Annotated in this window: 16 protein-coding genes and 1 pseudogene; 10 read left to right on the forward strand and 7 right to left on the reverse strand. The window is 70.1% G+C overall.

The features are described from left to right. Positions 1-52 precede the first annotated feature (52 nt). Positions 53-373 (forward strand): hypothetical protein, encoded by a 321-nt coding sequence (locus EXE51_RS13240; RefSeq protein WP_049929458.1) that lies wholly within the window; start codon positions 53-55, stop codon positions 371-373. A gap of 84 nt (positions 374-457) precedes the next feature. Continuing rightward, complete coding sequence (locus tag EXE51_RS13245) at positions 458-1,780, forward strand: tRNA (N(6)-L-threonylcarbamoyladenosine(37)-C(2))-methylthiotransferase (RefSeq protein WP_086220498.1); 1,323 nt, start codon at positions 458-460, stop codon at positions 1,778-1,780. A gap of 164 nt (positions 1,781-1,944) precedes the next feature. Here the strand turns inward: EXE51_RS13245 and EXE51_RS13250 are convergent, their stop codons facing one another. The 5 genes from EXE51_RS13250 to EXE51_RS13270 all read right to left on the reverse strand — a co-directional run bounded on the left by EXE51_RS13250 (position 1,945) and on the right by EXE51_RS13270 (position 7,977). Further along, entirely contained in the window at positions 1,945-3,030 is a 1,086-nt protein-coding gene (locus tag EXE51_RS13250; protein WP_137692829.1) for a sensor histidine kinase KdpD, read from the reverse strand. A gap of 60 nt (positions 3,031-3,090) precedes the next feature. Then, the gene (locus EXE51_RS13255) at positions 3,091-5,163 is read right to left on the reverse strand and encodes a long-chain fatty acid--CoA ligase (RefSeq protein WP_137692830.1); all 2,073 of its coding nucleotides are present in this window, start codon (positions 5,161-5,163) and stop codon (positions 3,091-3,093) included. A gap of 77 nt (positions 5,164-5,240) precedes the next feature. Further along, positions 5,241-6,230 (reverse strand): hypothetical protein, encoded by a 990-nt coding sequence (locus tag EXE51_RS13260; RefSeq protein WP_137692831.1) that lies wholly within the window; start codon positions 6,228-6,230, stop codon positions 5,241-5,243. Positions 6,231-6,320: 90 nt separating this feature from the next. Further along, positions 6,321-7,163, reverse strand: coding sequence for a translation initiation factor eIF-2B (locus EXE51_RS13265; RefSeq protein WP_049929463.1), 843 nt, complete (start codon positions 7,161-7,163; stop codon positions 6,321-6,323). A 79-nt stretch (positions 7,164-7,242) separates the two neighbouring features. Then, a complete protein-coding gene (locus tag EXE51_RS13270) occupies positions 7,243-7,977 on the reverse strand; it encodes a DUF726 domain-containing protein (protein ID WP_094519386.1) in 735 nt (244 codons plus the stop codon). A 261-nt stretch (positions 7,978-8,238) separates the two neighbouring features. Here EXE51_RS13270 and EXE51_RS13275 point away from each other — a divergent pair, with 261 nt between their 5' ends. From EXE51_RS13275 to EXE51_RS17985, 5 genes and pseudogenes are all read left to right on the forward strand, one after another. Then, positions 8,239-8,715 carry a hypothetical protein gene (locus EXE51_RS13275; protein ID WP_049929465.1) on the forward strand — a complete coding sequence of 159 codons (477 nt, stop codon included), beginning with the start codon at positions 8,239-8,241 and terminating at the stop codon, positions 8,713-8,715. A 400-nt stretch (positions 8,716-9,115) separates the two neighbouring features. Next, on the forward strand, positions 9,116-10,054 hold the full coding sequence (gene mch, locus EXE51_RS13280) for a methenyltetrahydromethanopterin cyclohydrolase (protein WP_049929466.1): 939 nt from the start codon (positions 9,116-9,118) through the stop codon (positions 10,052-10,054). Positions 10,055-10,075: 21 nt separating this feature from the next. Next, entirely contained in the window at positions 10,076-10,603 is a 528-nt protein-coding gene (locus EXE51_RS13285) for a hypothetical protein (protein WP_049929467.1), read from the forward strand. A gap of 78 nt (positions 10,604-10,681) precedes the next feature. Beyond that, positions 10,682-11,875 carry a potassium channel family protein gene (locus EXE51_RS13290; RefSeq protein ID WP_137692832.1) on the forward strand — a complete coding sequence of 398 codons (1,194 nt, stop codon included), beginning with the start codon at positions 10,682-10,684 and terminating at the stop codon, positions 11,873-11,875. Positions 11,876-12,032: 157 nt separating this feature from the next. Next, positions 12,033-12,422, forward strand: a pseudogene (locus tag EXE51_RS17985) (nuclear transport factor 2 family protein); the annotation flags it as partial. 15 nt (positions 12,423-12,437) lie between these two features. Here the strand turns inward: EXE51_RS17985 and EXE51_RS13300 are convergent. Continuing rightward, positions 12,438-13,649: an iron-containing alcohol dehydrogenase family protein gene (locus EXE51_RS13300; protein WP_094593523.1), complete on the reverse strand. Its 1,212-nt coding sequence runs from the start codon at positions 13,647-13,649 to the stop codon at positions 12,438-12,440. A gap of 127 nt (positions 13,650-13,776) precedes the next feature. On the opposite strand from EXE51_RS13300, the gene gyrB reads away from it, so the two are divergent. From gyrB to EXE51_RS13320, 3 genes are all read left to right on the forward strand, one after another. Further along, positions 13,777-15,693, forward strand: a complete 1,917-nt coding sequence (gyrB, locus tag EXE51_RS13305; RefSeq protein WP_137692834.1) for a DNA topoisomerase (ATP-hydrolyzing) subunit B — start codon at positions 13,777-13,779, stop codon at positions 15,691-15,693. Continuing rightward, positions 15,690-18,185: a DNA gyrase subunit A gene (gene gyrA / locus EXE51_RS13310; RefSeq protein ID WP_089307612.1), complete on the forward strand. Its 2,496-nt coding sequence runs from the start codon at positions 15,690-15,692 to the stop codon at positions 18,183-18,185. Before gyrB ends, gyrA begins: the two co-directional genes overlap by 4 nt. Positions 18,186-18,502: 317 nt before the next feature. Next, positions 18,503-20,533 (forward strand): AMP-binding protein, encoded by a 2,031-nt coding sequence (locus tag EXE51_RS13320; protein ID WP_086216384.1) that lies wholly within the window; start codon positions 18,503-18,505, stop codon positions 20,531-20,533. A 35-nt stretch (positions 20,534-20,568) separates the two neighbouring features. On the opposite strand, the gene EXE51_RS13325 is transcribed toward EXE51_RS13320, so the two are convergent. Further along, entirely contained in the window at positions 20,569-21,039 is a 471-nt protein-coding gene (locus EXE51_RS13325) for a redoxin domain-containing protein (RefSeq protein WP_049929476.1), read from the reverse strand. Positions 21,040-21,145: the final 106 nt, after the last annotated feature.

Here is a 21,145-nt window from a genome sequence, read left to right on the forward strand (position 1 = left end):
GGTGCGCACAGGCGGGCCACGGTTATGCGCGATTCGCCCCTGTAAGTAACGTATGGACGACGGAACCCGCGAGCTGCTCGAACCGCTCCCGCCGAGCGCCAAACTGGTCTACTACGTGCTCGACGCGGAGGGCCGGTTCGACCAGACCGGCCTCGCCGAGGAGACCCGCCTCTCGACCCGCACCGTCCGGTTCGCGGTCGAGAAGCTCACCGAGGTCGGCCTCGTCGAGGAGGGGTTGTGCCCCCGCGACGCCCGCCGGTCCGTCTACCAAGCGGTTCCGCCGGCCGAGCGCGACCCCGTCGACGAGCCGGAGGCGACCGCCGACTCGGCCTCCGAGGCCGACGCGCCGACTGCCGCGGTCGCGGAAGACTGACGCGGAACGGGGCCGACTCGCCGGGCCGCCGACGCCCCGATCCGTCGCGCTTTTGCCCTCGGGACCGATAGTAAGGACACTCCGATGGCGACGTACCACATCGAAACGTACGGCTGTAGCTCGAACCGGGGAGAGAGCCGGGAGATCGAGCGCGCCCTCCGCGACGGGGGGCACCGCCCGGCCGACGGCCCGGACGACGCGGACGTCGCCATCCTCAACACCTGTACCGTCGTCGAGAAGACGGAGCGGAACATGCTCCGCCGCGCCGAGGAGCTGTCGGAGACGACGGCCGAACTCGTCGTTACTGGCTGTATGGCGCTGGCACAGGGCGAGATGTTCGCCGAAGCCGACGTCGACGCCGAGATCCTCCACTGGGACGAGGTCCCCTCGTACGTGCTCAACGGCGAGTGCCCGACGGTCACGCCCGACGCCGAACCGGTCCTCGACGGCGTCGTCGGTCTCCTCCCGATCGCGCGCGGCTGTATGAGCAACTGCTCGTACTGTATCACCAAGTTCGCCACCGGCCGGGTCGACTCCCCGTCGGTCGAGGAGAACGTCGAGAAGGCCCGGGCCTTGATCCACGCCGGCGCGAAGGAAATCCGCGTCACCGGGCAGGACACGGGCGTCTACGGCTGGGACGACGGCGACCGGAAGCTCCCCGAACTGCTCGACCGCATCTGCGACATCGACGGCGACTTCCGGGTGCGGCTGGGGATGGCTAACCCCGGCGGCATCCACGGCATCCACGAGGAGCTGGCCGACGTGTTCGCCGAGAACGAGGAGCTGTACGACTTCATCCACGCGCCGGTCCAGTCCGGTTCCGACGACGTGCTCGAAGACATGCGCCGCCAGCACCGCGTCGAGAAGTTCCGCGAGGTCGTCGACACTTTCGACGACCGGCTCGACCACTGGACGCTGTCGACCGACTTCATCGTCGGGTTCCCCACAGAGAGCGAGGCCGACCACGAGCGCTCGATGGACCTGCTCGCCGAGGTCCGGCCCGAAAAGATCAACGTCACCCGCTTCTCGAAGCGTCCCGGCACCGACGCGGCCGACATGAAGGGGCTCGGCGGGACCGTTAAGAAGGAGCGGTCGAAGGCGATGTCCGAGCTGAAGATGGAGGTCGTCGGCGAGGCGTACGAGTCGATGGTTGGCGGGACGTTCGAGGTGCTCGTCGTCGAGGAGGGGACGGGCGACTCGGTCAAGTGCCGCGACGGCGCCTACCGACAGATCATCGTCCAGAACGCGACCGATCGCGGCGTCGAGGTCGGCGACTTCCTCACCGTCGAGGTGACCGGCCACAACACGGTGTACGCGTTCGGCGACCCCGTGACGGAGTCGACACCGGCCGACGGCGACTCGGTCGAGCGCGACGAACAGCCGGAGTCCACGCCGTCGTCGGCCTAACGCCACGCGAACGGCGCGCTTCTCCCACGCCTAACGAACTGACCGCGACCTCGGTGTCCAACGAACGGCTCGCGCCGCCACGCGGTCGACGCGGCGCCCGAACCGACCGAGATCGCTCCCGCCCGGGTCGCACGGCCGCTACTCCGAGGCTTCCGACCTCACTCTCACCGCCGATCCTCTCCGGAGTCGACGCCGGCCGAGCCGTCCGAATCCGGCCGATCGGGGAGGCGGATCCGGACCGCCGTTCCCCCCGGCTCGTTCTCCGCGAACTCGACCGTTCCGCCCGCCCGGTTCACGGCCCAGTAGATCAGCCACAGCCCGACGCCTTCGGTGTGTTCGAGCGGGGTCTCCTCGGAGTTTCGGAGCATCCGCCGCTCGATCCGCGGGATGCCGCGTCCGTCGTCCGCGACGACGAGGTGTACCGCATCGTCGCGCCACACGCGCACCGTCACGGTCACGTCGTCGTTATGTTCGACGGCGTTCCGCAGCGCCTCCTCGAACGCGACCCGGACGGACGGATGCGTCCGGACGACGCAGCGCTCCGGCAGCTCCGTGCGGATCGTCGCGTCGGGCGCTTCGGCGGTCAACTGCGCCACCTCCTCCTCGACGACGGTGACCAGGTCCACCGAGCAGCGCGCGTCGGTCTGCCAGATCGACGCGAGCCGTCGCGTCCGCTCGCTCGTGTCGAGGAGCGACTCCAAGTGGTCGCGGATCGTCGCCACCTGCGCTCGGGTCTCCGGGCTGTCGTCCGCCGCCTCGATCTCGGTGAGGTACCCGAGCGCCACCGAGAGCTCGTTCCGGATGTTGTGGCGCAACACCCGGTCGTTGATCGAGAGCAGCGTCGCGAGCTCCTGCGCCTCGGTGAGCTGTTCGTCCGCCTTCACCGCGTAGAGGCTCCCGCGAGACCCGACCGCCGCGCCGAGACTGGCGGCGAACGAGAGCAGAAAGGGGAGCTTGAACGCGTGGTGTCCGATCAGCCAAATGAGCCAGACGACGGCGGCGAGCCCGGTGAACCCGAGCGCGGTCCCCGCGCCGATCCGGACCGCTCGCCACTGGCCGGAGCGAGAGATCCCCCAGCGCGGGAGGTCGCGAACGGTGTAGAAGGCGACGCCCGAGAGGCCGAGTATCAGCACCGATTCGAGTGCGATCCCCACGGTCGGGCCCGCGTGAGTCAGGTGGAGCACACCGAGGCCGAAACAACACCCCCCCAGAGCGGCGAAGCCGTATCGGGGCGGTACGTGGGGACCCATCGCCGAATTTACTCTCTCGCGACGGATATCGGTTTCTAGTTCTGCCCGGTTCCGGCCGCTCTACTCCTCGTAGATGACCTCGACCTCGTCGGCGAATCGGTCTAAGATGTTCCGTCGCTTCTTCTTCATCGTCGGCGTGAGCAGGTCGTTCTCCTCGGTGAACTCCTCCTCGACGAGCCGGAACTGCTTGATCTTCTCGTACGACTCGAACTCCTCGTTCACGCGGTCGACTTCCTCCTGAATCCGCTCGCGGACGCGGTCGTCGCGGCAGACCGCGGCGCGCTCCGCGGGCAAGTCGATCCCGTTGGCCTCGGCCCACGCCTCGACCCTCTCGAAGTTCGGCACGATGAGCGCCGAGACGAACTTCCGGCCGTCGCCGAGGACGACGCACTGCTCGACGAACTCGTTGGCGGCGAACCGGTCCTCGATCGGTCCGGGGGCGACGTTCTTCCCGGTCGAGAGCACGAGCAGCTGCTTCGCGCGCTCGCGGAACGCGACGTAGCCGTCGGGGCGGAGCTGGACGATGTCACCGGTGCGAAACCACGGCTCCGCGGCGGCGGCCTCCGCGTCTCCGGGGCCGTCCCCGTCGACGCCGACGCGGTCGTCGGCCGGGGTCCCGGCGGTGACGGCGTCGGTCGGGAGGTCGTCCGCGTCGACGAACGCGTCTGCGGTCGCGTCCGGCCGGTTCCAGTAGCCGTCCGTCACCTGTGGCCCCCGGACGAGCAGTTCGCCGACGTCGCCGGCCAGGTCCGCGACCTCTTGTCCCACCACGGAGCCGTCGATCGCGATCTCGGTGTCGACCACCGGCGGCCCGATGGTGCCGACCTTCGGCTTCTCGGGCGGGTTGACGCAGATGACGGGCGACGTCTCCGTCAGGCCGTATCCCTCCAGTATCGGCAGGTCCATCGCGTGGTACAGCGCGCACAGCTCCGCCGACAGCGACCCGCCGCCCGAGATGAAGAAGTCGATGTTCCCGCCGATCGCCTCCCGGACCGACGAGAAGACGAGCCGATCGGCCACCGCCCGCTTGGCGTCGAGTAGCGGACCGGGGGCGTCGGCCTCGTGGTGGTCGCGGCCCACGTCGACCGCCCACTCGAAGATGCGCTCCTTCACCGGCGACTCGCTCGCCTGCTCCCGGATCGCGTCGTACAGCTTCTCGTAGACGCGCGGGACGCTGGTGGTCGTCGTCGGGCGGACGAGCCCGAAGTCCTCGCGGAGCGTGTCGGGGCTCTCCGCGTACGCGACCGTCGCCCCCGCCGCGAACATCATGTAGTGGCCGGCCATCCGCTCGAAGACGTGCGCGAGCGGGAGGAACGACAGCGTCGTCGACTCGGCGGAGATGCCGGGCACCTCCGGGTCGCGGTCGGGTCGGTCCGCGAACCGCCGGTAACACTGGGAGACGTTGTCCCGGAAGTTGCCGTGGGTGAGCCTGACCCCCTTCGGCTTCCCGGTGGTCCCGGAGGTGTAGATCAGGCTGGCGAGGTCGTCGACGCCGACCGCGTCGAGCCATCCCTCGTAGGCCGCCTCGTCGAACGCCGCGGCGCCGCGCTCGTGGACCTCGCCGAGGGTGTACACGTCGTCCACGTCAGCGTCGGCATCGTCCCCGAGGTCGTCGGTGTCGACCTCGTCGAGGGTCACGATCGCGTCGAGGTCGTGTTCGAGGTCGCCGCGCACCGCGAGGACCTCGCGGAGCATCTCGCGGTTCTCGGCCACGACCACGGTCGCCTCGGGGTCCTCCAGCAGGTAGCGCAGCTGGCTCGGGGACGACGAGGCGTACACGGTCGTCACGACGGCGCCAGCGGCCAGCGCCGCGAAGTCGGTCTGAGCCCACTCCATGCGGGTCTGCGAGTACATCGCCAGTCGCGTGTCGTCGTCGACGCCCAGCTCGCGCAGCCCGGTCGCGAGGTTCCGGACGATCCCCCGCATCTCCGCGTACGTCACGTCGGCGTACTCGCCCGCGGGGGCCTCCGGAACCACCCCGGACGCGACGAGCGACCGGTCGTGGACTCCCCCCTTGTACCGCTGTGCGATCCGGTCAGCGTGCCGCTCCGCGGTGCGTTCGAACGTCGCGGGGAGCGTCTCTCGGGCGATGGCGTCGTCCGTGAACGCTCGTTCCGCCTCCTGCCAACTCATACCCCCCCAGACCCGCCCTACCTTCATAAACAATCCGGTAGTTTGGAGTTTCCGCCGGTCCGGGGCGCCCGGGAGAGTCAGCGGCCGCGGGCGATTCGTCCCCCGACGCGGTCCTTATCGGCGCGGATCCGGTCTGCGACCTCCGCGATCTGGGCCAACACCGGGTACCGCGGCCCGTCGGTCGGGCCGTAGAGGTAGGCGTAAAACGGCCGTTCGCGGTCAGCGTCGAGCGGCGTGCGCGGCGTCAACGGGGGATCGTCCAACGAGCGCTGTCGGTCGGCGGCGAGGTCGTCGCACTCCCCTTCGAGTTCCGTCAGCCGGCTCCAGACATCGACGGCGGCCTCGGCCTCGCAGCCGGGTCGGACCCCGTCTAAGTGACCGAGCAGCCGGCGGCGACGGCGGTCGATCGCCGACAGCGCTGACTCCCTGTCGCCGATCGCGTCGATCTCTTCGTCGATCGCGTCGGCGAGGCGTTCGCGTGCGTCGACGGCGCGGCGGCTCCGGTCGACGAGCGCCGACTGCGCGGCGCCCGAGAGCCCCCCGTCCGACGCCAGCGCGGTCACGGCGTCCGGACCGAGTTCGGCCGCCAGGCTCTCCGCGGGCGTCTCGTCGTACTCGGCCCGGTAGTGGGGGAGCGACAGCACGGTGTCGTTGTACGCGGCCATCAACCGTCTGAGGCTGACGCTGCTCCCGGGCGATCCGCCGCCGGGGCCGCGCGCCCCGTCGCCGGGAGCGCCCATTCCGCGGAGCGAGCCGGCCGGCACGCCGGACGGCGTCGAGTCCGTCGCGGCCGAGATGGTGTCGATGTCGGCCACGCGGTCGGCGAACGACTCGAACGCGTCCCGCTCGTCGAGGACGCGGCGTCGCTCGCGGTGACAGGCCGCCTCGGCGTCCCGGACGTACGCGAACGCGACCAGCGCGGCGAGACCGACGATCGCGACCGCCGTCAGCACGCCCGGATCGGTCGCGACCGCCCACAGGTCGCACCAGCCGCTCGAACACCCCGCCGCCGTCACCCCCTGATCGGGGATCTGAAACACCGTCGTCGAACCCGTACGAACGCTCATTACGCCTGTTAACACGGTACACACACAAAGCGCTTTTGTCCGCTCGACGGGGTTCGCCGGCAGCGCTCGTCTTCTCGCCTCGTCGGGCCCTCAGTCCCGGACGCCGTCGTCGGTGATCACGGTGTCGATCATCCCGATCGGGGTGGCGTCGTAGCTCGGGTTCTCGATCTCGACGTCCTCGACGGGTTCGCGCATCACCTCGACGGCGTCGCGGAACTCGTTCTCGAACCGGAACTCCTCGATCGTCTTCGCGCCCGAGCCGACCGCGGTGACTGGGACGCCGAGCTCGCGCGCCGTGACGACGAGGGGGAACGTGCCGATCCGGTTGTAGTAGGTTCCCCCGGTAATACAGGTGATACCGAGCAGGACGCGGTCGCAGTCGCGGAGCGCGTACCCCATCGCGCTGTCGACGACCATGCGGACGTCGACGCGGGACACCCCGGCGAGAATCCGCGCGGTCTTGCGGCCGAGCGTCCGCGGGCGCGCCTCGGTGACGTAGACGGTCAGGTGCGCCCCGTCGCGCGCGGCGTTCTCGATCGCCTCCAGCACCGTCGTGGAGTAGTCGTGGACGAGCAGCGTGTCGCCGTCCTCGATGTGCTCGGCCGCGTTGGCGGCCGCCTCGCCCTTCGCCGTCTCGATGTCGTCGACGACGCGGGCGATCACGTCCTCCAACAGCTGCTTCGCGCCCTCGACGCTCGTCGCCTCGCCGACGATGGATCGCTCGACCTCGCGCATCGCGTTGTGGAGCGCGGCGTGGGAGGGGTTCGACCGGCGCAGCACGCCCGCGTTGTGTTCGAGGTCGCGCTCGAACTCGTCGACGGTCACGTACTCCCGGTCTAACAGGTCCGCGAGCGACCGCGTCGCCTTCACGGCCACCGCGGACGTGCTGTGGGTCCGCATCGCCCGGATCTCGGCGACGGTCTCGTCGATCATGCCCGAAGGGTCGACCGCGCCGGTAAAAGGGGTTCCGGGGGCGAGTCGGCGGCGAGGCGCCCCGGAGTGCGCCGTCGCACTACTCGAACCCGATCCGGCCGATCGCGCGCGACAGACAGCCCGCGTCCGGTTCGAGGTACGAGTAGTGGTCCGCCACCAGATCGCTGACGTCGATGTCGGCGTAGCCGTCCGGCGCGGTCGCGGCGCCGGACAGCCCGCCGTGGCCGACCGCCCGGGTCCGGTCGGAGGCGCGGTACACCCACCCGAGGACGCGGTCGTTCCGGCTGTGGAAGTTGTAGAGGGGCGCGTCGAGCGCCCCAATTGCCGCCCCGTACGCCCCGTCGGTCCCGACGCTGTCGTGCGGGATCGCCCCGCCGAACAGCGACACCGACGCGAGGGCGTCCGTCCGCCCCCTGTCCGCGAGTTCGCGCAGCGCCGCTCCGGTCACGCGAGCGCCGAGCGAGTGCGCGAACAGGTGGACCGGACGGCCGTCCTCGTCCGCCCACGCCGTCAGCCAGTCGGCGAGCGGGGCGGCGTTGGCGTCGGCGGTGCGCTTCGCCGGTCCCCAGTCGTCGTTCGACGACCACGAGTAGCCGATCACGGGCGGGACGCTCGCCGCCGCGTCGTCGCCGCCCGCCGAATCCGACGCCGCCGCCAGCCCCAGTCGCGCCGCGTACGCCTGATCGCGGGCCGACTCTGCGTCCGCGCCGAGGCCGTGGACGTACAGGACCACCGCGTCGCTGCCGCCGAACTCCCACGACCCCGAGCGCGTCGTCGGCTCGTCGGCGTCGAGCCGCCGTCGGGTGGAGACCATCGGCTGTGACTCGGGCGCCTCGTACCCGCCGAAGTCGCCGTCGAGCGCGTTGGCGACGTACAGTCCGCCGCCCCCGAGGAGACCGACGCCGCCCGCGACGCCGTAGAGGAGCCGGCGGCGGGTAACGGGGCCGGACGAGTCGTCCGATGCGTCCGAGCTGTCAGGAGTGGTATCGGATGAGATGTCGAATCGTCGGCCCGAGCGATCAAATAGCTGACGCGGCGGCGACGGCTGTTTATAAACGGGTCCCCTACGAGACGTATGAGCTACCCGGTCACGTACTACTGTCCCCACTGCGGGACGCTCGTCGCGCTCGAACGCGAGGGGTACCTCGCGGACAAGTCGGTGACGCCGTACCCGCTAGAGGGGTGGACGTACGTCGCGCCGACCGAGCCGTTCGACGCCGACGAGGCGACCGAAGACGGCGACACCGCCGACGCCGACGGCGTCCGGTTCGTCTGCGGCGAGAGCGACGGCGTCGAGTGGGACCCGCACGACGGCGTGCGCGGCACCGACGTCGGCGGCGACGAGCCGTACCGCGAGCCGGACGCCGAGGGCGTCGGCTGCGGCGAGGCGTTCTACCTCTCGTTCGTCCGCTACGACGAGGGGCGCGAGATCGACCCGCGGGCTGAGTCTGCCCCCGTCGAGATCAACCCCGATCCGAGACCGAGCGGGCCCCGCGGTCCGAGCGGCCCCGGCGAGGCCGGCGGCCCGAGCGACTCCGACGGCTTCTGGTGACGACTCGGAACGCTCGCTTACATCCGGCTCACGAAGCATTTCGGTCGAACGCTCCCGAAATCGCGCTCGCTCAATTCTAAATAGTCGCTGGTGGACCGGCGACGGACACCGGCAAAGCCCCACCGGAAGACGTTCCTGCTCGCTTTGCTGCGCGGGCTGCGACTTCCGTGCTCCCGCTCGCTTCGCTCGCGGGAACGCGCAGCACCGCAGCCTCACACCTCCCCAGCCGCGTCGCTCGCCGCGGGCGAGCGACTCCCTCGCGCGTGTTCCTCACGCCCTGCGGGCGTTCGGAGGCACGCGCCACCGCCTCGGTTGTTTATAAGTAACGTCCACCGGATCTCTTGCGACGCCCCGAGTCGAACAGCCAAACCCCTTAAACGGGGAGCGAGTACGCTCGTTTATGGAAAGCATCAATCGGACTGCGATCGAGCTGGTCGACGAGGCGCTCGACTTCGCCGGCGAGCTGGACGTCGTCGGCTACGAGCTGGACAACGGCGCCACCGTCGTCGACTTCGGCGTCGACGCGGCCGGCGGCGTCGAGGCGGGACTACTGCTCGCGGAGATCCAGACCGCCGGGCTCGCGAACCTCCAGACGCGAATGGGCCGGCTCGCCGGCGCGCCGCGCCAGTACGTCGAGCTGTCGACGGACCACCCCGCGGTCGCGCTGCTCTGCTCGCAGAAGGCCGGCTGGGAGCTGACGACCGAGGGCGGCTTCGAGGGGCTGGGTTCCGGCCCCGCCCGCGCGCTCGTCGGCCGCGAGACCGAGTTCGAGCGCGTCGGCTACTACGACTCCTCCGAGTTCGCCACGCTGGCGGTCGAGTCGACGGCGCTCCCCGACGAGGAGGTCGCCGAACAGGTCGCCGAGCTGGCCGAGGTCGACACCGACGGCGTGTTCCTCCCGACGTTCGCCACCGGCTCGACCGCGGGCTCCGTCACCACCGCGGCCCGCGCCGCTGAACTCGCCGTCTTCCGCCTGTTGGAGGTCGGATACGAGCCCACGGACGTGCTCCACGCCTCCGGCTCCGCGCCGCTCGCGCCCCCGACCCGCGACGAGACCGAGGCGATGGGCCGGACCAACGACGCCTTGGCGTACGGCGGCGAGGTCCACCTCCAGGTCGCGCGCGACGACGACCGCTTCGGCGAGATCGTCTCGACCGCGGGCGAGGAGTACGGCACCCCCTTCGTTGAGGTGTTCGAGGACGCCGACTGGGACTTCTACGACGTGCCCGAGAGCGTGTTCGCCCCGGCGCGGGTCACCGTCGACGTCGTCGACGGCCCCGTCTACACCGTCGGTGAGACCGACGAGGAGCTGCTCGCCGAGTCGTTCGGCTACCGCTGACGCCGCGAGCGTCCCCGACTGATGCGACTCAAACCCGTCCCCGAACCCCCGGCCGACCTCGACGCCCTCCGCGAGTACCAGCGCGCGGTCCCGCTCGTCCCGGGTACCGCCGACGACTGCTGCGCCCGCCTCCGGCGGCGACGCGACCTCCCCGACCGTCAGACCGCGAACGACTGGCTCGCGTTCCTGCGCGCGCTCGACCTCGCCGAGGACACCTCTCGGGGGTTCGTCCGCGCCGACGCCGAGCCGACGCCGGAACGCGTCCGCGAGGGGCTCCGAGAGGAGGTCCTGTTCGGCCCCGAGGCGCTCGCGGCGCTGCGGGAGGCCTCGACCGACGACCCGCTGACCGCCCCCGACCTCTTCGCCGCGACCCGCGACCGAGTTCCGCGGCACGACAGGGCCCGCGATCCCGACTGGGAGGCGACGTGGCGGGGCCGCGCGGCCCGGCTGCTGGGATGGCTCGCGCTCGTCGACCTCGCCGCGCCCGTCGGCGACGGCACGGAATCGCCAGAGGATGCGCCGGGCTACGTCGCCGGCGACGCGCTCTGACGCGGCGGTCGTCTCCTCCGCTCCGACCGTTCGAACTCCCGCAACAAGCCTTTTACTCGGTGCCGGAGAGGGAGTCACATGGGACGATTCGACGAGCGCACGGTCCGCTACGAGCCGACGAGCGTCAAGGACCTGCTCGTCGAGATGAAGGACACCGCGGAGCTGTTGATCGATCTGTCTTATTCGGCGGTTCTCCACGCGAGCCCGACGGTCGCGCACGAGGTCGTCGAGCTGGAACACCGGATGGACGTGCTCCAGATGCGCGCCCGGATGAGCCTGATGCTCGCCGCGCGGAACCCGAACGAGGCGGAGACGCTCGCGCCCGTGCTCGGCGTCATCGCGGCCGCCGACAAGGTCGCCGACGCCGCGGGCGACATCGCCAAGATCGTCACCGAGGAGATCGGGCTCCCCGAGGCGATGCGGGGCGCGCTCTCCGCGGGCGTGGAGACGCTCGTCCGCGGGACCGTGCGGGGCGAGTCCGCGTACGCCGGCCGGACGCTGGACGATATCGATCTTGAATCAGAGACCGGCGTCCGCGTCATCGCGGTCCGGCGCGACGAGGACTGGATCCTCAACCCCGGACCGACCACCCGGTTAGCGCCCGGCGACGTGACTCTGCTTCGGGGGCCCGAAGCGGGCGTCGAGGACGTGTACCCCGCGCTGAGCGGCGACCCGTTCGAGCCCGAGCCCGCGCCCGAGCCGGCGATCGACGACTTGGAGCGCGCGGTCGACTCGATCGTGTTGATGAAGAACCTCTCCGAGCTCGCCGTCGACCTCGCGTACGGGTCGGTCCTCTTCGACAACGAGGAGCTGGCCGAGGAGGTGAGCAACCTCGAGATCGAGGTGGACGCGCTCCAGTCGCGGTTCGAGGCGTGGACGCTCCGCGCCGCGGCCGAGGCCGACGACCCGGTGTCGCTGCGGGGACTCATCCACCTCGGCGTCGCGACCGAGGAGATATCCGACGCCGCGCTGGCGATCACCGAGGGAGTCCTCCGCGACCTCGACGTCCACCCGGTCGTGGAGATGGCGGTCCAGGAGTCCGACGAGATAATCACCCGGACCGTCGTCGTCGAGGGGAGCGAACTCGACGGGACCGCCGTCGCCGACGGCGTGCCCGCGACCGACATCTCGACGAGCGTCCTCGCGATCCGCCGCCCGGACGAGGGGTGGCTGGTCGGCCACGACATCGACACCACGCTGCGAGGCGGCGACGTGATCATCTCGAAGGGAACCCGGACCTCAGCCGAGGAGTTCGATGCCCTCGCGGCGTGAGGCGGACGACGCAGAGCGCGGAGCGAACGCCCCCGACAGCGGAGCGAACGCTGACGCGGACAGCAGAGCGAACGCCGACGCGGACAGCAGAGCGAACGCCGACGCGGACAGCAGAGCGAACGCCGACGCGGACAGCAGAGCGAACGCCGACGCGGACAGCAGAGCGAACGCCGACGCGGACAGCGGAGATCCGGCGGGCGAAAGCGCCGACCCCGCCGCGCTCGCCCGGGCCTACTACGACGCGATCGACGCCGGCGAGTACGAGCGGCTCGCGTCGCTGCTCGACCCCGAATTCGTCCAGCGGCGCGGCGACAGGACGTTCGAGGGACGCGACCGGTTCGTCGCGTTCATGCGAGACGGGCGGCCGAACACCGACACGACCCACGCGGTCGACCGCGTCTATCCGTCGGGTCCCGGCGTCGCGGTCCGCGGCCGCCTCCGTGACGCTGACGGCGACGTGCTGTTCGCGTTCGTCGACGTGTTCGAGACCGAGGCCGGGCGGTTGACCTCGCTTGAGACGTACGGGGCCGAGTCGTCCGACGGATAGGCCGTCTCCCCGGCCTTACCACGCCGCCCGCAACACGCCGAGGATCTCCTCGGGAGTCGCGTCGAGGTCGGCCGGCGCGCGCTCCATCGGCGGGTCCTCGGCGACGAACTCGGCGATCGCCGGGAGGTCGTCCTCGTCGGTCTCGGGGAGATCCCGGAGGCGGCTCGGGACATCGAGCGCGTTCCGGACCTCGGCGACGGCCGCGACAACATCCTCGGCGATCGCTGCGTCGTCGCGGCCGCCGGTCCGGATCCCGAGCCCGGCGGCCAGCGCCCGCCGGCTCGCGTCGACCTCGTCGAAGAGGTACGCCAGCGCGTGCGGCGCGACGACGGCGTGGATCGCGCCCTGCTGAACCTCATATCGCCGCGCGAACCCGTGGCCGAACGCGTGGATCACGCTGATCTTGGAGTCGAGCTGGACGAGCAGCGACCCCACGACCGCGCGGTCCATCGCGTCCTCGCCGCCCGGTCGGTCGCCGGCCACGCGGGGGAGCGCGTCCGAGAGGAGGCGGAGTCCGTGGACCGCGGCCGCGTCGCTCACCGGGGAGGCGTCGCGGGCGTACGGCGTCTCGATCCCCTTGTCGAACCCGTTCATCGCCGACCCGGCCAGCACCGAGGCCGGCGTCGTCTCGAACAGCGCCGGGTCGGCCACGTCGACGATCGGCCACGCGCCGCTCCCGCTGACGGTCACCGGCTGTCCGGTCGGCGACTCGTCGGCCGAGAGGACCTCCAGCGAGCCGCCTGTCGAGACGTCCGCGCCCGCGAATGTCGTCGGCACGACGACAGCCGGGAGGGCGGGGCCGCTCTCAGGCGCCAGGTCGCCGAGCGCGTCTGCGCCGGCCTCCGCGTCGCCGCGGAGGGCGTCGAGATCCCGGCCGTCGGCCGCGAGCAGCGTCGCCTGTCTCGCGACGTCGAGGCTGGCGCCGCCGCCGACCGCGACGAGGACGTCCGCGTCCGCCTCGGCCCGCGCGTCGAGGAGGTCGTAGGCGGTCTCGACCCGCTTGTCTGGCGTTGTCCCGTCGAAGACGCCGACGAGTCGGTCGCCGAGGCCGTCTCGGACCGGATCCATCAGGGCGTCGTTCGCGCCGGTGTTCGAGCCGCAGACGACGAGCGCGCCGTCGAGGCCGCGATCGCCGAGCCAGGCGCCGAGGTCGGCGACTCGTCCCCGCCCGTACCGGATCTCGCAGCCGCGGTGAACGTGGTCGAAGGAGTCCGCGATCGGTAGCATCGGCGACGGGTACGCGAGGGCGCGGTTTGTAGCTGTGGGAGAGCTAGGCACACGTCGCCGTCGGGGGCTCACACGCGCGCGTGCGCCGGGTTTATAACCCGACAGCGACTAGCGAGTGTAAGTTCCTATGTCAGAGCAGAGCGAATACGGAGCCGGCCAAATTCAGGTCCTCGAAGGCCTGCAGGCCGTCCGTAAGCGACCGGCGATGTACATCGGGTCCACGGACGGTCGGGGGCTCCACCATCTCGTCTACGAGGTCGTCGACAACTCCATCGACGAGGCCCTCGCGGGCTACTGCGAGGAGATCGAGGTACGGATCCACGACGACGGCTCCGTCTCCGTCAGCGACGACGGGCGCGGCATCCCCGTCGACACTCATGAGGAGTACGACCGCCCCGCGCTCGAGGTCATCCTGACGGTCCTCCACGCCGGCGGGAAGTTCGACTCCAAGTCGTACCAGGTCTCCGGCGGGCTCCACGGCGTCGGCGTCAGCGTCGTCAACGCCCTCTCCGAGCGGCTCGAGGTCGAGGTCAAACGTGACGGCGGCGTCTTCCGCCACCGGTTCGCGCGCGGCGAACCCGACGAGGACGGCTTCGAGCGCGTCCGCGACATGGACGCCGGCGAGTCGACCGGGACCGAGATCCGGTTCTGGCCCGACGAGAAGATATTCGAGACGACGGAGTTCCAGACCTCCACGCTCGCGAACCGACTCCGCGAGCTCGCCTTCCTCAACTCCGGTGTCGAGATCCGCCTGGCCGACGACCGCGACGACAGCGAGGAGACGTTCCGCTACGACGGCGGCATCCGCGAGTTCGTCGAGTACCTCAACGAGACGCGCTCGCCGATCCACGAGGAGGTCATCTACTTCGAGGGCGAGACCGACGGCGTCCACGTCGAGGTCGCGATGCAGGCGACCGAGGAGCTCCAGGGCTCCGTCCACGCGTTCGCCAACAACATCAACACCCGCGAGGGCGGCACCCACCTCACCGGCTTCAAGACCGCCCTCACGCGGACCGTCAACGACTACGCCAACGAACAGGGACTCGTCAACGACCTCGACGCCAACCTCAAGGGCGAAGACGTCCGTGAGGGGCTCACGGCGGTCGTCTCGGTGAAACACCCGGACCCGCAGTTCGAGGGGCAGACGAAGACGAAACTCGGCAACAGCGAGGTCCGCGGCGTCGTCGAGTCCGCGACCCACGAGAAGCTCGGCACCTTCTTCGAGGAGAACCCCGACACCGCCGAGAAGGTCGTCCACAAGGCCGCGGAGGCGGCGCGCGCGCGGAAGGCCGCGAAGAAGGCCGAGGAGCTCACCCGCCGCAAGTCGGCGCTGGAGTCGACCGCGCTCCCCGGTAAGCTGGCGGACTGCCAGACCCGCGACCCGACCGAGGCGGAGCTGTTCGTCGTCGAGGGCGACTCTGCGGGCGGCTCGGCCAAGCAGGGCCGGAACCGCGAGAACCAGGCGATCCTCCCGCTGAAGGGGAAAATCCTCAACGTCGAGAAACACCGCCTCGACCGCATCCTAGAGAACGACGAGATCCGCGCGCTGATCACCGCGATCGGCGCGGGCATCGGCGAGGAGTTCGACCTCGACGACGTCCGGTACAACAAGATCATCCTGATGACTGACGCCGACGTCGACGGCGCCCACATCCGGACGCTGCTCCTCACGCTCCTCTATCGGCACATGAAGCCACTTCTGGAGGCCGGCTACGTGTACGCGGCCCAGCCCCCGCTGTACCGCGTCCGGTACCGCGGCGAGACGTACGACGCCATGACCGAGGCGGAGCGCGACCGCATCGTCGAGGAGGAGTGCGACGGCAACCCCACGCAGGTCCAGCGGTTCAAGGGGCTCGGCGAGATGAACCCCGACCAGCTGTGGGACACCACGATGGACCCGACGAACCGCCGGCTCAAGCGCATCACCATCGACGACGCGGCCGCCGCGGACCGCATGTTCAACGTGCTGATGGGTGACGCGGTCGAGCCGCGCAAGCAGTTCATCAAGGAGCACGCGACCGAAGCGGAGTGGGTGGACATATGAGCTCGGAGACTCCCGACGCCGACCCCGGCGACGTCCGCGCAGCACAGGTGACGAACGCCCGCATCGAAGACGAGATGGAGCAGTCGTACATCGACTACGCGATGTCCGTCATCGCGGGTCGCGCGCTCCCCGACGTGCGCGACGGGCTCAAACCCGTCCACCGCCGGATCCTCTTCGCGATGAACGAGGCGGGCGTGACGAGCAACTCCGCGCACCGCAAGTCCTCCTCCGTCGTCGGCGAGACGATGGGCGATTACCACCCGCACGGCGACAGCGCCATCTACGACACCCTCGCCCGGATGGCGCAGGACTTCTCGATGCGCTACCCCTTGGTCGACGGGCAGGGGAACTTCGGCTCCGTCGACGGCGACCCGCCGGCCGCGATGCGGTACACGGAGGCCCGGATGGCCCCCATCGCCGAGGAGCTCATGGCGGACATCGAGCGCGACACCGTCGACTTCCAGGCGAACTACGACGACCGCCTCGAGGAGCCGGAGGTGCTGCCCGCGGCGTTCCCGAACCTGCTCGTCAACGGCTCGTCGGGTATCGCCGTCGGAATGTCGACGAACATCCCGCCCCACAACCTCGGCGAGGTGATCGACGCCACCGTCGAGCTGATAGAGACCCCCGACGCGACCGTCGAGGATCTGATGGAACACGTCAAGGGGCCGGACTTCCCGACCGGCGCGAACATCGTCGGGCGGAACGCGGTCCACAAGGCGTACAAGACGGGTCGCGGACGGATCCGCGTCCGCGCGGAGTTCGAGGTCCACGAGGAGGAGGGACGGATCGTCATCAGCGAGCTCCCCTTCCAGCAGAACAAGTCGCGGCTCGTCGAGCGCATCGCCGAGGACGTCAACGAGGGCGCGATCGAAGGGATCCGCGACCTGCGCGACGAGTCGGACCGCGACGGGATCCGGATCGTCGTCGAGCTCAAGCGCGACGCGATGGCGGAAGTCGTCAAGAACCAGCTGCTGGAGAGCCACCTCGAACGCACGTTCGGCGTCATCAACCTCGCTCTGGTCGACGGCTCGCCGCAGGTGCTGGACCTCAAGCAGACGCTCGAACACTACGTCGACCACCGCCGCGAGGTGGTGCGCCGGCGCTCCGAACACGAGCTCGCCGAGCGCGAGGACCGCGCACACATCCTCGAAGGGCGGCTGAAGGCCCTCGACAACGTCGACAGCGTCGTCGAGACGATCCAGGACTCCGACGACCGCGACGCCGCGAAGGCCGCGCTGGAGTCGGCGTTCGACTTCACCGAGGCGCAGGCGGCCCACATCGTCCGGATGCAGCTCGGCTCGCTCACGTCGATGGAGACGGCGGAGATCGAGTCGGAGTACGAGGAGGTGAAGGCGCGTATCGAGCGGCTGGAGACGATCCTCGCCGACCCCGCCGAGCTCGATCAGGTGATCGTCGACGAGCTTCAGGAGATCAAAGCCGAGTACGACGACGAGCGCCGGACGAGCTTCATCGAGGACGCGGGCGACGTGACCCACGAGGACCTCATCCCGGAGGAGGAGTGCGTCGTCGTGATGAGCGAGGACGACTACATCAAGCGGATGTCGCTCGACACGTTCCGCGCGCAGAACCGCGGCGGCAAGGGGATCATCGGCACGGGGCTCAAAGAGGGCGACCGCGTCTCCTCGGTGTTCGCGGCCAACTCCCACGACTACCTCCTCGTGTTCACGAACCACGGTCAGATCTACGAGCTGAAGACCTACGAGATCCCGGAGATGTCCCGCACGGCGCGCGGGAAGTCCGCGGTCAACCTCCTCGACCTCGACGACGGCGAGGAGATCGAGTCGGTCGTCAACACCGAGGACTTGGACGACGACGAGTACCTCACGATGGTCACCCGCGGCGGCTACATCAAGCGGACCGCGGTCGACGAGTTCGGGAACATCCGCTCGACCGGGATCCGGGCGATCCGGCTGGAGGACGGCGACGAACTCGTCGACGTCGAGGTGACCGACGGCGACACGGACATCGTCATCGGCAGCCGGGACGGGATGGCGATCCGGTTCGAGGAGTCCGAGGCGCGCGCCATGGGTCGGACGGCCCGCGGCGTGATCGGCATCGACCTCCGCGAGGGCGACGCCGTCGCGGGCGTCGCCGCCATCGACGACGAGTACCACAACTGGGTGCTCACCGTCACCGAGAACGGCTACGGGAAGCGCTCCGACCTCGACGAGTACCGCCCGCAGTCGCGGAACGGGAAGGGGCTCGTCGACATCAAGACCGGCGACCGGAACGGCGAGGTCGTCGCCATCGAGGCGGTGACCCACGGCGACCACCTGATCGCCATGAGCGCCGACGGTCAGATCATGCGGACCCGCGTCGAGGAGGTATCGACGGTGAGTCGCAACACGAAGGGCGTCATCGTGATGAACCTCGACCCCGACGACGAGGTCGCCTCCGTCGACATCGTCCCCGAGTCGATCCACGCCGCCGCGGACGGCGACGACGAGGCGGAGACGGACGACGAGTAGGCACCGCGCTCGGCGGCGTCCGTTCGCTTTCCAGGCGCCACCGGTCCTCTGTGCGGGCTTGAACTTCCGTCGCGACGAGCGATGCCCACGGAACGACGCAGCGGCCTCGCCGCGGGAATCGGTGCGCTCGCCGGCGCGACTGCCGGCTGCCTCGGACGGAACAGTGCCGAGCCGAGCCGCCTCGACCTGCCGGTCCGCGACGACGGCGACGCACCGGTGGACGTGGCGGGACCGTCGAGGTCGCGGGCGAGTACGCACACCTCCGGCGAGTCCTTCAGGAAAGTTACTTACTGTCGCCGCGAAAATCACCGAGCGAGATGGACGAGTACGAGGGGATAGACGAGGTCGTACACGAACCGAGCGAGGCGTTCGCCGAGTCGACGAACGTCGCCGCGTTCATGCGCGAGTACGGGATCGACGACTACGAGGAGCTCATCGAGCGCACCACCTCGGAGGTCCCGGGCGAGCCCGCGTCGGGCGTCGACTGGTTCTGGGACGAGATCGTCGACTATCTCGACATCGAGTTCTTCACCGACTACGACGCGGTCCGGGACGACGCCGACGGGCCGCAGTTCTCGGACTGGTACCTCGGCGGCGAGGTCAACGTCGCGCACAACGTCGTCGACCGCCACGCTGCCGTCGACTCGCCGAACCGCAACCGCGTCGCGCTGATCTGGGAGGGCGAGCCCGGAGACGTCCGGGAGATCACGTTCCACGAGCTCCGCCGGCAGAGCGACCGCGTCGCGAACTACCTGACCGAGGCGGGGATCGAGACCGGCGACACCGTCGGGCTGTATATGCCGATGGTGCCCGAGGTCGTCTCGATCCTCTACGGCTGCCTGAAGGTCGGTGCGATCGCCGTGCCGATCTTCTCCGGGTTCGGCCGCGAGGCGACCGCGACGCGGATCGACGACGCGGAGCCGTCCGTCCTGTTCACCGGCGACGGGTTCTACCGCCGGGGCGACGGCGTCCGGCTGAAGGGGACCGCCGACGAGGCTGTCGCCGACGCGGGTCACGTCGAGGACGTGGTCGTGTACGACCGGCTGGGGGCGACGCCCGCGGCCGACTCCGCTGACAGCGGGAGCGACGTCGACCCGGTCCCGTGGAACGACGAGCGCGACCGAACTTGGGACGAGGCGGTCGGCTCGCAGCCGTCGTCGTTCGAGACGAAGCGGCTCCCGAGCGACCAGGAGTCCATGCTGCTGTACTCCTCGGGGACGACGGGCGAGCCGAAGGGGATCGTCCACACCCACGCCGGCGTCCTCACGCAGTGCGCGAAGGAGATCCACTTCGGCTTCGACCAGAAGCCCGCGGACCGGTTCTTCTGGGTCTCCGACATCGGCTGGATGATGGGGCCGTGGACGCTGATCGGCAACCACGCGTTCGGCGGCACGGTGGTGATGTACGAGGGCGCGCCCGACCACCCGGAGCCCGACCGCTTCTGGGAGCTGATCGACCGGCACGGGATCACGCAGTTCGGCATCTCGCCGACCGCGATCCGCGCGCTCCGAAAGCACGGGGACGAGTGGGTCGACGAGCACGACCTCTCCTCGCTCCGTATCCTCGGCTCTACCGGCGAACCGTGGGACCCAGAGTCGTGGCGTTGGTTCCACGACGCGGTCGGCGGGGGCGACTGCCCGATAATCAACATCTCCGGCGGGACGGAGATCTGCGGCTGCTTCCTGATGCCGATGCCGAACCAACCCCTCAAGCCCTGTACCCTCGGCGGGCCGGGACTCGGGATGGACATCGACATCGTCGACGAGTCGGGCGAGTCGGTGCGGGAGTCGGGCGAGCGCGGCTATCTCGTCGCGCGCGACTCCTGCCCGTCGATGACGAAGTCGCTGTGGTCGGGCGACGAGCGCTACCTGAACGAGTACTGGTCGACGTGGCCCGACCTGTGGGACCACGGCGACTTCGCGCAGAAGGACGAGGACGGCTTCTGGTTCCTCCACGGCCGCGCCGACGACGCGCTCAACGTCGCGGGGCGGAAGGTCGGCCCGGCCGAGATCGAGGGCGTCCTCATCGACCACGACGCGGTCAATCAGGCCGCGGCCGTCGGCGTCCCCGACGACACCACCGGGACCGCGGTCGTCGCGTACGTCGTCCTCGAACCGGGCGCCGACCCGAGCGACGACCTCCGCGAGGAGCTCCGGGCGCTGGTCGGCGACGAACACGGCAAGCCGTTCCGGCCGCGCGAACTCCTGTTCGTCGAGGCCTTCCCGAAGACGCAGTCGGGGAAGATCATCCGTCGCGCGATCGAGTCGGTGTACAACGACGAGGACCCGGGCGACCTCTCGTCGATGGAGAACCCCGAGGCGCTCGACTCGCTGCGCGACCCGGCCTGAGCGCGACCCGCCCGACCGCTCGGTTCGCCCTCCGGTCAGGCGGCCGCGTCCGCCACCGCCTCGGCGAGCGCGTCGTAGTCCGGCTCCTGCCCGGCGTTGTCCGCGAGCCAGCGATACGTCACAGTCCCGTCGGCGTCGATCACGAAGACCGCGCGCTGCGCGACGGTCTCCACGCCGTAGTGTGCGAAGTCCTCGACGACGTCGTACGCCTCGACCGCGCGGTGGTCCGGGTCGGCGACGAGCGCGAACGGGAGGTCGTACTGAACGCGGTAGGCGACGAGCGCGTGCGGGAGGTCGGTGCTCACGCCGAACAGCGTACAGTCGTCGCGGTCGAACCCGTCCCGTAGCGCCTCCATCTCGTCGGTACAGGTGTTCGAGAAGGCGGCGGGGAAGAAGGCGAGCACGACCGGCTCGTCGCCGACGTGCTCGGAGAGTTCGAACGGCTCGATGTCGCCGTCCACGACCGATCCGGTGAAGTCTGGGGCGTCGTCGCCGACGTCTGGCATACCGGGTCGTCGTCGGCCGGGCGTATCACCGTTTCGGCGGCGGCACTCGGCCGCCGGCTCGGGTACCGACTCGCGTCGTGTGACGCCGGAGGGCGCCAGATCGGCG

The organism is Halorubrum sp. CGM5_25_10-8B, assembly GCF_005435095.1.
GTDB classification, from domain to species: Archaea; Halobacteriota; Halobacteria; order Halobacteriales; family Haloferacaceae; genus Halorubrum; species Halorubrum ezzemoulense.

Coding starts and splice junctions, on each gene's coding strand:
- gyrA (WP_089307612.1), top strand. CDS start 15,690: ATGAGCTCGGAGACTCCCGACGCCGACCCCGGCGACGTCCGCGCAGCA.
- EXE51_RS13245 (WP_086220498.1), top strand. CDS start 458: ATGGCGACGTACCACATCGAAACGTACGGCTGTAGCTCGAACCGGGGA.
- EXE51_RS13300 (WP_094593523.1), bottom strand. CDS start 13,649: ATGCTACCGATCGCGGACTCCTTCGACCACGTTCACCGCGGCTGCGAG.
- EXE51_RS13320 (WP_086216384.1), top strand. CDS start 18,503: ATGGACGAGTACGAGGGGATAGACGAGGTCGTACACGAACCGAGCGAG.
- EXE51_RS13240 (WP_049929458.1), top strand. CDS start 53: ATGGACGACGGAACCCGCGAGCTGCTCGAACCGCTCCCGCCGAGCGCC.
- gyrB (WP_137692834.1), top strand. CDS start 13,777: ATGTCAGAGCAGAGCGAATACGGAGCCGGCCAAATTCAGGTCCTCGAA.
- EXE51_RS13265 (WP_049929463.1), bottom strand. CDS start 7,163: ATGATCGACGAGACCGTCGCCGAGATCCGGGCGATGCGGACCCACAGC.
- EXE51_RS13275 (WP_049929465.1), top strand. CDS start 8,239: ATGAGCTACCCGGTCACGTACTACTGTCCCCACTGCGGGACGCTCGTC.
- EXE51_RS13255 (WP_137692830.1), bottom strand. CDS start 5,163: ATGAGTTGGCAGGAGGCGGAACGAGCGTTCACGGACGACGCCATCGCC.
- EXE51_RS13250 (WP_137692829.1), bottom strand. CDS start 3,030: ATGGGTCCCCACGTACCGCCCCGATACGGCTTCGCCGCTCTGGGGGGG.
- EXE51_RS13260 (WP_137692831.1), bottom strand. CDS start 6,230: ATGAGCGTTCGTACGGGTTCGACGACGGTGTTTCAGATCCCCGATCAG.
- mch (WP_049929466.1), top strand. CDS start 9,116: ATGGAAAGCATCAATCGGACTGCGATCGAGCTGGTCGACGAGGCGCTC.
- EXE51_RS13285 (WP_049929467.1), top strand. CDS start 10,076: ATGCGACTCAAACCCGTCCCCGAACCCCCGGCCGACCTCGACGCCCTC.
- EXE51_RS13325 (WP_049929476.1), bottom strand. CDS start 21,039: ATGCCAGACGTCGGCGACGACGCCCCAGACTTCACCGGATCGGTCGTG.
- EXE51_RS13290 (WP_137692832.1), top strand. CDS start 10,682: ATGGGACGATTCGACGAGCGCACGGTCCGCTACGAGCCGACGAGCGTC.
- EXE51_RS13270 (WP_094519386.1), bottom strand. CDS start 7,977: ATGGTCTCCACCCGACGGCGGCTCGACGCCGACGAGCCGACGACGCGC.